This window comes from Pseudoalteromonas sp. NH0006-26, assembly GCF_057552415.1.
This window is the reverse complement of record NZ_BAAJMJ010000002.1, coordinates 105,591-119,379: the sequence shown is the minus strand read 5'-3', so window position 1 is coordinate 119,379 and position 13,789 is coordinate 105,591. Positions and strand designations below refer to the sequence as shown.

General features: G+C 41.5%; 10 protein-coding genes and 1 tRNA gene. 9 read left to right on the top strand and 2 right to left on the bottom strand.

Features of this window, described 5'->3' with window-relative positions; all coding sequences use genetic code 11:
* Nucleotides 1-15 precede the first annotated feature (15 nt).
* Nucleotides 16-702 (top strand): hypothetical protein, encoded by a 687-nt coding sequence (locus AC27JR_RS03235; RefSeq protein ID WP_487172770.1) that lies wholly within the window; start codon nt 16-18, stop codon nt 700-702.
* A 9-nt stretch (nt 703-711) separates the two neighbouring features.
* On the opposite strand, the gene xseA is transcribed toward AC27JR_RS03235, so the two are convergent.
* Nucleotides 712-2,043 carry an exodeoxyribonuclease VII large subunit gene (gene xseA / locus AC27JR_RS03230; RefSeq protein ID WP_487172769.1) on the bottom strand — a complete coding sequence of 444 codons (1,332 nt, stop codon included), beginning with the start codon at nt 2,041-2,043 and terminating at the stop codon, nt 712-714.
* A gap of 134 nt (nt 2,044-2,177) precedes the next feature.
* Here xseA and guaB point away from each other — a divergent pair, with 134 nt between their 5' ends.
* The 5 genes from guaB to rimI all read left to right on the top strand — a co-directional run bounded on the left by guaB (nt 2,178) and on the right by rimI (nt 6,352).
* On the top strand, nt 2,178-3,647 hold the full coding sequence (guaB, locus tag AC27JR_RS03225; protein WP_008110278.1) for an IMP dehydrogenase: 1,470 nt from the start codon (nt 2,178-2,180) through the stop codon (nt 3,645-3,647).
* Nucleotides 3,648-3,751: 104 nt separating this feature from the next.
* Nucleotides 3,752-5,329 (top strand): glutamine-hydrolyzing GMP synthase, encoded by a 1,578-nt coding sequence (guaA, locus tag AC27JR_RS03220; RefSeq protein WP_033102837.1) that lies wholly within the window; start codon nt 3,752-3,754, stop codon nt 5,327-5,329.
* Between the two features lie 145 nt (nt 5,330-5,474).
* Nucleotides 5,475-5,551 (top strand) — tRNA-Trp (locus tag AC27JR_RS03215).
* Between the two features lie 65 nt (nt 5,552-5,616).
* Nucleotides 5,617-5,901, top strand: a complete 285-nt coding sequence (locus AC27JR_RS03210) for a hypothetical protein (protein WP_131691575.1) — start codon at nt 5,617-5,619, stop codon at nt 5,899-5,901.
* Nucleotides 5,888-6,352, top strand: a complete 465-nt coding sequence (gene rimI, locus AC27JR_RS03205; protein WP_076918465.1) for a ribosomal protein S18-alanine N-acetyltransferase — start codon at nt 5,888-5,890, stop codon at nt 6,350-6,352. The genes AC27JR_RS03210 and rimI overlap by 14 nt, the downstream gene beginning before the upstream one ends.
* Before the next feature lie 3 nt (nt 6,353-6,355).
* Here the strand turns inward: rimI and AC27JR_RS03200 are convergent, their stop codons facing one another.
* Nucleotides 6,356-9,013 carry an ATP-binding protein gene (locus tag AC27JR_RS03200; protein ID WP_487172768.1) on the bottom strand — a complete coding sequence of 886 codons (2,658 nt, stop codon included), beginning with the start codon at nt 9,011-9,013 and terminating at the stop codon, nt 6,356-6,358.
* A 347-nt stretch (nt 9,014-9,360) separates the two neighbouring features.
* On the opposite strand from AC27JR_RS03200, the gene prfC reads away from it, so the two are divergent.
* From prfC to pdxH, 3 genes are all read left to right on the top strand, one after another.
* Nucleotides 9,361-10,950, top strand: coding sequence for a peptide chain release factor 3 (prfC, locus tag AC27JR_RS03195; protein ID WP_487172767.1), 1,590 nt, complete (start codon nt 9,361-9,363; stop codon nt 10,948-10,950).
* 62 nt (nt 10,951-11,012) lie between these two features.
* Nucleotides 11,013-12,755, top strand: a complete 1,743-nt coding sequence (argS, locus tag AC27JR_RS03190) for an arginine--tRNA ligase (protein WP_028833914.1) — start codon at nt 11,013-11,015, stop codon at nt 12,753-12,755.
* A gap of 384 nt (nt 12,756-13,139) precedes the next feature.
* Nucleotides 13,140-13,778 (top strand): pyridoxamine 5'-phosphate oxidase, encoded by a 639-nt coding sequence (gene pdxH / locus AC27JR_RS03185; RefSeq protein ID WP_131691498.1) that lies wholly within the window; start codon nt 13,140-13,142, stop codon nt 13,776-13,778.
* Nucleotides 13,779-13,789: the final 11 nt, after the last annotated feature.

Below are 13,789 nucleotides of genomic sequence, written 5' to 3'. Positions count from 1 at the left end.
TTAAAGGGAATTAAAATGAACAAACATAGTTTTTTAATGCTTCTTGGCGGTTTTGTGTCAGGTGTTAGCTTAACGTGGGGTTATTTAAATTTTTTTGCTACTGCACCTGAAAAGTTTGTTATTACAGAAGTTGAACATCAACAGCCTAGTATTGTGCAACACAAAAAAAGCGATACGACCAAAGTGACAGACAACACTAATAGTGTAGTTGCAAATAATGCCGTTGCTTCAAAAGAAATGAACGATGTGGACTCAAATTTATTAGCAGCTTCATCTGTAGATGAGCTACCTCTTGAAGCACAAGTTGTTGAATTAAAAAAGCAGCTTGCTGAGCAAAAAGTAACCATGAATCGTGTTCTAAAAGAGCTGCGTGCCCCAAATGATATCGAAGCCGCTTTACAAGCACAGTTCGATGAACAAATACGCAATGAGGAGTGGGCTTATCAAACTGAAACAGCACTGCAAGACTTTTTACTTACTGCAGATTTAGTCGCAATGCCTGATATTGTGAGCGCAGAGTGTAAAACATCGGTTTGTAAATTTAAATTAGCCGCACCAACAGATAAAGATTCGTTCGACCATACCCACTGGCGAAAACTCAATGATAAATTAATGAAACAAGAGTTTTGGCTGCAGTTTAAAAGAACAACCTCAACCTCCAGCGACAGTGAATTAACCATGCTAATGACAACAGAGCTTTAGCTAAAATGTTTACGACGCTGTTGATTTTATTGTGCCATCGCCAAGCTCTGTAATTAAAACATCACCCACTTTTACATCTTCCACTGATTTAACCACTTTATTTTGCGCCGTTTTCGTTATGCTGTAACCGCGCGCTAATACATTAAGGGGGCTAACCGAATCAAGCCGACTCGCCTGTAAGGCAAGCGTATTATTTGCGTGTTGTAGTTGCTGCTGCATAGCTTGGTGTAACCTTGCATGTAGCTGGGCTAACAGATGGCTTGCTTGTGCGAGCTTTTTATCTGGTGATTGGCACATTAGGCGTGGAGTTAAATTAGCTAACACGCGTTCTTGCTGGTATAAAAGCTGACGCATTGCCTGTTGCAGTGCAATACTCAACTCATCTAAGCGTTGTGATTTTTGGTTTAGCTGATTGCGCGGGTGGCATAAATTTAAGCGGTGCTGTAGTTGAATTGCTAGTGCGCGTTTATCGGCAATGTCATGTTTAAATGCATTCGCTAAACGGCTAACTAATTGATTAACCCTATTATGTAGCTCTTGTGTATTGGGACTTACTAGCTCCGCTGCCGCCGAGGGGGTTGCTGCGCGCACATCAGCGACATAATCGCTAATCGTGGTGTCTATTTCATGGCCAACAGCGCTCACAATGGGTAGTGCGCTTTGATAAATAGTGCGAGCAAGTTGCTCATGATTAAAACACCATAAATCTTCTAATGAACCACCACCGCGTCCGAGTATAATAACGTCGACTTCGTTACGACGATTTGCCAGCTCTATTTGCTTGATTAAATGGCCATGCGCTTCTTTGCCTTGCACCATCGCAGGGTAAATAACGACTTCTAATTGCGGAGCACGACGTTTTAGCACAGTTAAAATATCTTTGATTGCGGCGCCTGTAGGTGAGGTGATCACCCCGATGCGATTTATGTTTTGGGGTAGGGGTTTTTTATAAGCAGAGCTAAATAAGCCCTCTGCAGCCAAGCGCATTTTTAGCGCGTCAAACTCAAGTTTTAGTTGCCCTTCGCCGGCAGGCTCCATATGTTCAACAATAAGCTGGTAGTCACCACGGGGTTCGTACAAAGATACACGTGCTTTAACGGTTACTTGTGCGCCGTTAATTGGTCGGTAACTTTGGTTGCGATTATTGCCTCGCCACATGGCGGCTTTAATTTGCGCTTTATCGTCTTTTAACGAAAAATACCAATGCCCAGAAGCAGGCGCAATAAAGTTAGAAATTTCACCAGTGAGTACTAAAGACGCAAAACCTTGTTCAAGTAAGGCACGTATTTCACGATTAAGGCGAGATACGGTATAAACCGTTTGCGAGGGCTTAGAAAACATAAAAACTACCAAAAAACATTTATAAATCTAGCTTATCATAAATAAATACAAAATATTATTTACTAGTGCCCACAACGCTGTTAAAATTTGGCCGCAATTCCTTATCTTAGATCCACATGTGAGAAGTTGCCAAAATGCTTAGAATCGCTAAAGAAGCTCTTACCTTTGATGACGTACTTTTAGTACCTGGTCATTCTACTGTTTTGCCACACACGGCAAATATTTCAACTCGCTTAACGCGTGGTATCAAACTTAACTTGCCGCTCATTTCAGCATCTATGGATACTGTTACAGAAGCTCGTTTAGCTATTGCCCTCGCGCAGGAAGGTGGTCTTGGTTTTATTCATAAAAACATGACCATTGCAGAACAAGCGAAAAATGTTCGTAAAGTTAAAACCTATGAAGCAGGTATTGTTTCATACCCTGTTACAGTAACCGCCGATCTGACTATTGCAGATGCCGTTGAGCTGTCTCAGGAAAAGGGATTCTCAGGTTTTCCGGTCACCGATAGCGAAAATAACCTTGTAGGTATTGTAACTAGTCGTGATATGCGCTTTGAAACTAAGCTTGAACAGCCGGTTTCAACAGTGATGACGAAAAAAGAAAACCTAGTAACGGTTAAAGAGGGAACTGCTCGCGAAGATATCTTAAGCTTAATGCACGAACACCGCATTGAGAAGATTCTTGTGGTTGATGATGCGTTTAAACTTAAAGGCATGATCACCGTAAAAGATTACCAAAAAGCACAAGACAAACCAGATGCATGTAAAGACGAGCAAGGTCGTTTACGTGTAGGTGCTGCGGTAGGTGTTGGCGCAGGTACTGATGAGCGTATTGCTGCATTAGTTGAAGCCGGTGTTGATGTACTACTAATCGATACTTCTCATGGTCACTCTCAAGGTGTTATTGACCGTGTTGCAGCGACTCGTCAAGCTTACCCTGATTTACAAATTGTTGCGGGTAACGTGGCAACTGCCGAAGGTGCCATTGCCCTTGCAGATGCTGGTGTTGATGCCGTTAAAGTAGGTATCGGCCCAGGTTCTATTTGTACTACACGTATTGTTACTGGTTGTGGTGTACCACAAATAACAGCCATTTCAGATGCGGTTGAAGGCCTTAAAGGTCGCGATATTCCAGTGATTGCCGATGGCGGTATTCGTTTCTCAGGTGATATTGTAAAAGCACTCGTTGCGGGTGCATCGTGTGTAATGGTTGGCTCTATGCTCGCGGGTACAGAGGAAGCACCTGGTGAAGTTGAACTTTATCAAGGTCGCTACTACAAGTCTTACCGTGGTATGGGTAGCCTAGGTGCGATGGATCAAAAAGAAGGTTCATCAGATCGCTACTTCCAAAAATCAAACCAAGCTGACAAGTTAGTACCTGAAGGTATTGAAGGTCGTGTTGCTTATAAAGGGCCAATTGCAACCATTATTCACCAACAAGTGGGTGGTCTTCGCAGTGCAATGGGCTTAACCGGTTGTGCCACAATCGAAGAGTTAAACACTAAACCACAGTTTGTACGTGTAACTTCTGCTGGTATGGGTGAGTCGCATGTTCATGATGTGCAAATCACTAAAGAAGCACCGAACTACCGTTTAGGCTAATCAGCCTTAACAACTTGAAATAAGTGGGCTAACCTTTGTTAGCCCTAATACAGTCACACAGCTTAAGCTGGTGGCGTTTAGCACCTGACTTTACGAGATACTTCATGAGCAAAGACATTCACGATTCACGAATCCTCATTTTAGATTTTGGTTCACAATACACGCAGTTAATCGCCCGTCGCGTGCGCGAAATTGGTGTTTATTGTGAGCTTTGGGCTTGGGATGTAACCGAAGAGCAAATTCGCGAGTTTAACCCACAAGGTATTATCCTTTCAGGTGGCCCAGAATCAACTACGCTTGAAAACAGCCCACGTGCTCCTGAGTATGTATTTAATGCAGGCGTTCCAGTACTTGGTATTTGTTACGGTATGCAAACTATGGCAACGCAGCTTGGCGGCCGTGTACATAGCTCAGATAAAAAAGAATTTGGTTACGCACAAGTTGAAAAAGTGGGTAACTGTGCATTATTTGATGCCATTGAAGATCACATTACTGATGGCGGTAATGGCGTACTAGATGTGTGGATGAGCCACGGCGATAAAGTAATGGAAATTCCAGATACTTTTAAAACCACTGCTAAAACATCTACTTGCCCACATGCGGCAATGTCTAACGAAGAAAAACGCTTTTACGGCGTACAATTTCACCCAGAAGTAACACACACACATCAAGGTCAACGCTTATTAGAGCGTTTTGCTATTGATATTTGTGGTTGTGAAAAATTATGGACGCCAGCAAAAATCATTGATGATGCTATTGAGCGTATCAAAGAAACCGTTGGCGACGACGAAGTTATTTTAGGCTTATCAGGCGGTGTAGATTCATCGGTTGTAGCTATGCTTATTCACCGTGCTATTGGTGAGCGACTAACCTGTGTATTTGTTGATAACGGGCTACTTCGTTTAAACGAAGGCCAACAAGTAATGGACATGTTTGGCAATAAGTTTGGTTTAAACATTGTTAAAGTAGATGCCGAAGATCAATTCTTAAATGACTTAGCAGGTAAATCAGATCCTGAAGATAAGCGTAAAGCCATTGGCCACACGTTTATTAATGTATTTGATGAGCAAGCTAAAAAGCTTAAAAACGCAAAATGGTTAGGCCAAGGTACAATTTACCCTGACGTAATCGAATCAGCGGCTTCAGCGACTGGTAAAGCGCACGTAATTAAATCGCACCATAATGTGGGCGGCCTACCAGATGACATGAAAATGGGCTTAGTAGAGCCATTACGTGAGTTATTTAAGGACGAAGTACGTAAAATTGGTTTAGAGCTAGGTTTACCGTACGACATGCTTTACCGTCACCCATTCCCAGGACCAGGTTTAGGTGTGCGTGTACTTGGCGAAATCAAAAAAGAGTACTGTGATTTACTTCGCCGCGCTGATGCTATCTTCATTGAAGAGCTTCACAAAGCAGAGCTTTACCATAAAGTAAGCCAAGCGTTTACTGTATTCTTACCGGTTAAGTCGGTAGGGGTTATGGGTGATGCACGTAAGTACGATTGGGTTGTTTCACTTCGTTGTGTAGAAACCATCGACTTTATGACTGCGCGTTGGTCACATTTACCGTATGAATTCTTAGGTGTGGTTTCAAACCGTATCATTAATGAAATCGACGGTATCTCACGTGTTGTTTACGATATTTCAGGTAAACCACCTGCAACTATCGAATGGGAATAACCCTCTCATAGTTATAATTAAGTAATAACTAACGGCGAATTAGCATGCTAATTCGCCGTTTTGTTTATTTAAAAAGCAAACAAACCAAAAAATTGATTTTTTACTTTACCTTTGTCAAAAGGTCTTTATAATTCATCGTCATTGCAGGGGCGTAGTTCCAATTGGTAGAACAGCGGTCTCCAAAACCGACGGTTGGGAGTTCGAATCTCTCCGCCCCTGCCATTTCTTCTTTACATCGTTTTGATTACTTCATATATTATTCAACTTACTAATTCCATCGAGTCGTTATGCATTCACGTTACGCATCTGTTTTTGGTATAGAAAAGCTTGAACTTAATCAACACTTTCGCCCAGCTCCGTCAGAGCAGTCAGCTAATTCATCGTTAATACTCTGTGATACGTTAAAAGATGATATTGAGCGTGCATTTGCGCCAGTAACAATAAACAAGATTGTTAAATCATCAACCATTGAGTTTAGTGAGCAACAATTAGGCTTACCTGATTCCACCCTGTCCAGTGCACAAAAACGTGCGTTATGGGCATTAATGAGTGAACACCTTGATACACTTTAAGTCGGTTAGTGATGAGAATATCAATGAGCTTATGGCTATTGAAACTTCCTGCCATACTCACCCTTGGACATTAAAAACAATGCAGTCGTGTTTGCAGGGCCGCTATTTTAATTTAGCCGCGTTCGATGACGAGCAAATGATAGGTTTTTACATTGGTGAAAAAGCAGGACCCGATTTTACCTTAATGGATATTTGTGTTGCTCCGAGCTTTCAGGGGAAAGGGTTTGCTCAGCAGTTATTAACGCAGTTTATAGCGTACGGTGAGCAACAAAGCGCTGAAAACTTATTTTTAGAAGTGCGAGAGTCTAATACGCGGGCAATTGCTTTGTATGAACGTGCGGGCTTTATTGAAATGTCAGTGCGTAAAAATTATTACCCCAGTGATGCACCCAATAAAAACGGCTTTGAAGACGCGATTTTAATGGGCATGGCACTGGGTTTAAATTTTTAAGGATTACTTATTAGCGATGGCTTGCTCTATTGCGGCAATAAGTTCTGCAACGCACTTTTCTCTTTGTGGCATATCATTGCCTTTTAAGCTGTGTTCAACGGCTGAGGCGCTATGGTAAATGTCATCAAAGTTGAAACAACCAGCACTGCCTTTAATACTGTGAGCAAGGGCGCGTAATGTCTCACAGTCCCGGCTGTTATATAGAGTTTTTATCTGTTGTAAATAATCTGGCAAACTTGCCAAATAATTAGCATTTATTTGCTGAAACTTTTCACTCTTTAATAAGCTATCCCACTTGTTTTGGTTATCACGTTCAAGGTGTAAGTAGCTGACTAATACATTTTCCAGTGCGTCTTTATCAATGGGTTTACCCAGCGCTTTATCACAGCCTGCTTCAAGGTAAGTATCAATATCATGATTCATTACATTCGCGGTCAGGGCGATAATAGGGCCATCGTAGGCGGCATCTCTAAGCATTTTAGTTGCTTCTAAGCCGCCCATAACCGGCATTTGCATATCCATGATTATAAGCTGATAGTCGTTCACCAATGCCATTTCTACGGCTTGTGCACCATTGTTGGCTATATCGGGCTCTAATCCCCATGTTTGTAATAGTAATTTAATCAATAACTGATTATCGGGGTTATCTTCTGCTACCAAAATATGCGCATCAAAGCTGTTGGTTGCAAAAGACAGCTGCGGATCTTTTTCTGGTGTAAGTTGGGAATGCTCGGTTAACAATAAGTTATTACCTAAGCCATTACTCAAATGACAGTCTATATCGATAGTAAAGCAACTGCCCACACCCACTTCACTGGTTACGCTGACATCACCACCGAGTAACTGAGCTAGATTCTTTGAAATACACAGCCCTAATCCCGTACCTCCAAACCGACGTGTGGTAGTAGCATCAGCTTGTTCAAATGGCGTAAATAATCGGCTTATTTGGTTTGAAGACATACCAATACCGGTATCTTCTATAACAAAGGTAAGTGTTTTTGGTGCTTGGTATTTAGCGGTTATTGTAACTTGGCCTTGCTCAGTAAATTTAACCGCGTTACTGGCAATATTAATGAGTATTTGTTTTAAACGAGTAATATCACTATTTATGGTGTGTGGTAGCGGAAATGCATAATTAATTTTAAATAATAGCTGTTTCTCTTGTGCTAAAGGTTTAATAATTGATTCAACATCATGGATAAGCTGCACAACATTTAACGGCGTTTGTTCAACCGCGAGCTTTTCGGCTTCAATTTTTGATAGATCAAGAATGTTATTAATAAGCTCTAATAAGTGCTTTGAGTTACGTAAAATAGTGCCTAAATGGTGTTTGTCATTGGTTGGTTTTTCGCTATGCAGTAGTTGCTCGGTAAACCCCATAATGGCGGTGAGCGGTGTGCGAATTTCATGGCTCATATTAGCTAAAAATCGGCTTTTAAGCTGGTTTGCTTGTTCTGCTTGGGCAATAGCGGTTTCAAGCTTGCTGTTCATCGACTCAAGTGCCTTAGTACGGCTCTCTACTTTGTCTTCTAAGTGATGCTTATATTCTTCTAGTTGCTGTTGGTAATGCTTAATTTGGTTAATCATGTGATTAAAGTCGTTAAACAGTATCCCTACTTCATCCGTAGTATAAGCGGGCAGTGTGACTGAGAGGTCGCCATCACCAACACGATGACTTGCTTCACCTAGTAATTCTATTGGGTTAAGTAGTAAATTACGCACCACAATAAAAATTAAGATTGGTAGGGTGATCACGGAAATAATTACAATTAGCCCGGTGATCACACTAATTGCTTTGCCCGATTGATATAACACCGCTTTAGGAATAGTCGACACATAATAGTAGCCGCCACTCATTTGAGCTGCAAAAATCAGTCGCTCTATTTTATCAACACTTGAAAGCTCAATGGTTGATAAGCTACCTATATCCGCTAAGTCGTTAATTTTATTTAGTTCATACTCACTAACATAGTGGCCGCGCATTTTATAATCAGAGCTAAATAAAATTTTACCATCACTGGCCAGTAACAAATTTAAGGTGTTGTTATAAGGCGCTTCTAAAATACTGGTGTTTAAAATTGAAGGGTCGACCTTAAGCACAATAAAACCGAGTTGCTGTGGGCGTTTTAGATAATAGTCGACACTGTATATGCGTTGCACAAAGTATAAGTTGGTGGTGCCATCTTCTTTTTGCACCATAAACTGTTGTTGGCTTAAATTACTTTGTATAACTTGATCAAAAAATGGGTATGACTTGGGCGCTACGGTTAAATTACTGGAGTAATAGGCATCACTTTCACCGGTTTTTGAGACTAAATTTATGCTAATAATGTCGGGATAGGCTTCACTATAACTAGCAAATACGTCCATTAGTGCACCAAGACGATACGTATAGCTGGCGTCTTCAAATAAATCTTTAGCTAAAAAGTCACTCAGCACGGGTGAAGCAGAGAGTAACTTGGCCGTTGCATGAAAGGAATCAATATAGTTGAATACTTTTTGTTGTTGCTGCTCTACAAAGCGACTCATGATCAAGTCGGCTTGTTTTTGCGTAGAGTTGGTTACATTAGTGAGCGTGAACCCGCCTAAAAATAACAACGGTAGTATAACCAGTGGAGTTATATACCATAATAATCGAATACTTAGCTTACTGGTTTTCATTACCCAACATCAAATCCTCCATGTAATCGACCAATAATATGATTTACAGCACTATTACTCAAGCTTGGTGTTAAGTTAGTGGGCAATTTATAGCGTTATTGTTAATAATCGCTGAAAATACCAAAGTTAAAAAAGATCCGTTAATAACCAACCATTGATTGTTTATAGCGCCAAGATCAGCGAAAATAGTCTTCAATTACGATTAACTTAACGGATAGCGTCACAAGAGCTAATTTGGGTTCTTGTTGGGGTATGTTGAGCTTTCGAGGTTGGCTTGTTTTTAGCCTTAAAAGCTCAGCATACTAAAATATAAATACATCCGTATATCAACTAAAAGAACCTTTTTAATGGCAGACCAAAATCTCCTTAGCGAAATTAATAAACGCCGTACCTTTGCGATCATCTCGCATCCGGATGCGGGTAAAACCACTATCACTGAAAAAGTATTGTTATTCGGACAAGCAATTCAAAAAGCTGGAACGGTAAAAGGCCGTGGTTCTAATCAGCATGCTAAGTCTGACTGGATGGAAATGGAAAAAGAGCGTGGTATTTCTGTAACGACCTCAGTAATGCAATTTCCATATAATAAGGCTTTGGTAAACCTGCTTGATACGCCAGGACACGAAGACTTCTCTGAAGATACCTACCGAACTTTAACCGCGGTAGATTCATGTTTAATGGTAATTGATGCCGCTAAAGGTGTAGAAGAACGTACCCGTAAACTAATGGAAGTAACACGCCTACGCACTACGCCTATTGTTACCTTTATGAATAAATGTGACCGTGATATTCGCGACCCAATGGAACTACTCGACGAAGTAGAAACAGAGCTAAATATTGCCTGTGCACCGATTACGTGGCCAATTGGCTGTGGTAAAGAGTTTAAAGGTGTTTACCATATCCATAACGAAGAAACCATTTTATACAAAACGGGTCAAGGCCACACTATTCAAGAAGTGCGCAGCATTAAAGGGCTAGATAACCCTGAGCTTGACCAAGCTATTGGTGATGAACTTGCAGCGCAATTACGTGACGAGTTAGAGCTGGTTATTGGTGCATCACACGAATTTGATTTAGATTTATTCTTAGCGGGTGAACTATCGCCAGTATACTTTGGTACTGCACTCGGTAACTTTGGTGTTGACCATGTTCTAGATGGGTTAACTCAATGGGCGCCAACCCCATTACCACGTGAGACTGAAGACCGCCAAGTTGTGGCAACAGAAGAAAACTTCACTGGATTTGTATTTAAAATTCAGGCCAACATGGATCCAAAACACCGTGACCGTATTGCCTTTATGCGTATTGTATCGGGTAAATACAGCCAAGGCATGAAAATGAATCATGTGCGTATTGGTAAACAAGTGAGTATTTCTGATGCGGTAACCTTTATGGCGGGCGATCGTGAGCGTGCGGCTGATGCTTACGCCGGTGATATTATTGGATTACACAACCACGGTACGATTCAAATTGGTGATACCTTTACCCAAGGCGAAAAAATTAAGTTTAGCGGTATTCCAAACTTCGCCCCTGAATTGTTCCGTCGTATTCGTTTGCGCGATCCATTAAAACAAAAACAGTTATTAAAAGGATTGGTACAGCTTTCAGAAGAAGGTGCAGTACAAGTATTCAGACCATTAATTAATAATGACTTAATTGTAGGTGCGGTAGGTGTGTTGCAGTTTGACGTGGTTGTAGCGCGTTTAAAAGCTGAGTACAACGTTGATGCAATTTACGAAAGCGTGAATGTAAATACAGCCCGCTGGGTTAGCTGTGATGATGTTAAAAAGTTTGAAGAGTTTAAGCGTAAGTGCGAAAGCAACTTAGCACTCGATGGTGGCGATAATTTAACTTATATCGCGCCGAGTCGTGTAAACCTTAACTTGTCGACTGAGCGTTACCCAGAAGTGACATTTAACCACACTCGTGAAAACTAACACTTAGCCACTAGCATTAACACAAAGCCTGCTTTGGCGGGCTTATAAAGGTAAATAATATCATGAATATTCGTACTATTTTAGTAGAAAAAGCCATTGCCGCTATGACCGCCGCAGGCCTACCTGAAGATACTAACCCAGCGGTTACGCAAAGCACACGCCCACAGTTTGGTGATTACCAAATTAATGGCGCGATGGGCGCAGCTAAAAAAATGAAAAGCAACCCGCGTGAATTAGCACAAAAAATTATTGATCAGTTAGATGTAAGCGACATTGCCGAAAAAACTGAAATTGCTGGCCCTGGCTTTATTAATATTCACTTAAAGCCGGAGTTTTTAGCACAAAGCGTACAAGCTGCTAATAATCACGCAAAACTTGCAGTAAACGAGCATGCAAAACCACAAAAAGTAGTGGTTGATTACTCATCGCCTAACCTTGCAAAAGAAATGCACGTAGGTCACTTACGCTCAACTATTATTGGTGATGCGGTAGTACGCGCACTTGAATTTAGAGGCGATACCGTTGTACGTCAAAATCACATGGGTGATTGGGGCACACAATTTGGCATGTTGATTGCACATTTAGAAGATCAAATTAACCAAGGTGTTGATTTAGACACTGTTGCGCTTGCTGATTTAGAAACTTTTTACCGCGATGCGAAAAAACGTTTTGATGACGAAGAAGGCTTTGCCGATAAAGCACGTAACTATGTAGTTAAACTGCAAGGTGGCGACGCTCACTGTGAAAAACTGTGGAAGCTATTTATTGCCACTTCAGTGAAACACTCTGAAGAAGTATATAAGCGTTTAAATGTAACACTGACGCCTGCCGACATTATGGCTGAAAGTGCATATAACAGTGAACTTAACGATATTATAAGCTTATTAAAAGATAAAAATATTGCAGTAGAGTCGCAAGGCGCACAGGTGGTATTTTTAGATGAGCTGGCAAATAAAGACGGTGAGCCTTCAGCGTTTATCGTGCAAAAATCAGGTGGCGGCTTCTTATATGCAACCACAGATTTAGCGGCGTGTGATTACCGTTCAAACAAACTAGGCGCTGAGCGTATTTTGATATTTGTTGATGCGCGCCAGAGCCTTCACTTTAATCAAGTGGAGCTTACTGCGCGTAAAGCTGGTTTATTACGCGATGAAACCAGTTACGAATTTTGCCCATTTGGCACCATGATGGGTGCTGATGGCAAACCATTCAAAACCCGTACAGGCGGCACGGTAAAATTAGCTGATTTACTTGAAGAGTCAATTACTCGCGCAGCAGCTAAACTCGCTGAGCGTGAATCAGATTTATCTGACGAAGACCGTAGTGAAATTGCCCGTAAAGTAGGTATTGGCGCGGTTAAATACGCAGACCTTTCTAAGCATCGTACCAGCGATTACATTTTTAACTGGGACAGCATGCTAAGTTTTGAAGGCGCAACAGCCCCTTACTTACAATATGCGTATACGCGTGTTCGCAGTATTTTCCGTAAGTCAGGTGTTGATGCTGCAAGCTTAAAGGCTGATGTGAGCATTATTGAGCCGCAAGAGAAAACCCTCGCGCTTAAATTATTGCAGTTAGAAGAAGTCCTTGATCTGATGATCAATGAAGCCACACCGCACGTATTATGTGGTTACTTATACGAACTAGCTAGCTTATACATGACATTCTACGAAGCTTGCCCAGTACTTAAAGAGGGCGTAGAGCCAAGTGTTCGTGATAGCCGTTTAGTGTTGTGTAATTTAGTGGCAGATACGCTGAAAACAGGATTGGATCTGTTAGGCATTGAAGTCATGGAGCAAATGTAATCACCGTCTGCTGCGTGTAGTTCGCTTTGACTGCGTTGTCGTGCTTTTTTAGCCTAAGTCACATACTATATGTATGCTCCTTGGCATAATAAAGCACTTCGCCTTGTCAGCACTCCTACACTTGCAGATATCTGAGTTGTGTAGTTCGCTTTAGCTGCGTTGGTAAAACTATTTAGCCTAAGTCACATACAAACCGTATGCTCCTATGCATAAATAGTTTTACCGCCTTGCTAGCACTCCTAGACTTACAGATAATTTTAGGTTTAGGTGTTAGATTTATATTGATACTGTTCGGTATGTTCACCAATTTTGTAGCTGATAGCTGATAGCTGATAGCTGATAGCTGATAGCTGATAGCTGATAGCTCTTTAGAAGGATTTGTTTATGAAACTCGAAGATATTCGTCGTGAATACTTGCAAGATGCGCTCAGTGAAGACAACTTGCTTGATGATCCGTTTAAGCAGTTTGAAACTTGGCTTGAGCATGCTGTTGGTAGTAATTTGCCTGATCCTACGGCTATGGTCGTCGCTACGGTCGATGAAACAGGTCAGCCTTCACAGCGTATTGTGTTGCTAAAGCATTTAGATGATAACGGTTTTGTGTTTTTTACTAATACCGGTTCACGTAAAGCACAAGAGCTTAAAGGCAATAATAAAATTTCCTTGCACTTTCCCTGGCATCCTATGGAGCGCCAAGTAATTGTGTATGGTGAAGCGCAGCCATTACCTACATCGGCAGTCGCTAAATACTTTTTATCTCGCCCTAAGGAAAGCCAATTAGCCGCATGGGCGTCGCAACAAAGCCGTCCAGTTTCGTCGCGTAAAGTGCTAATGGAAACCTTTGCCAACATGAAAAACAAGTTCGCTAAAGGTGAAATTCCACTCCCTGACTTTTGGGGCGGGTATTGTGTTGTGCCGCAAAAAATCGAGTTTTGGCAAGGCGGTGCTCATCGTTTGCATGATCGCTTTATGTATCAGCGTCAAGCCGACAATAGCTGGCAAATAACACGCTTAAATCCTTAGTTGGCTGCTAG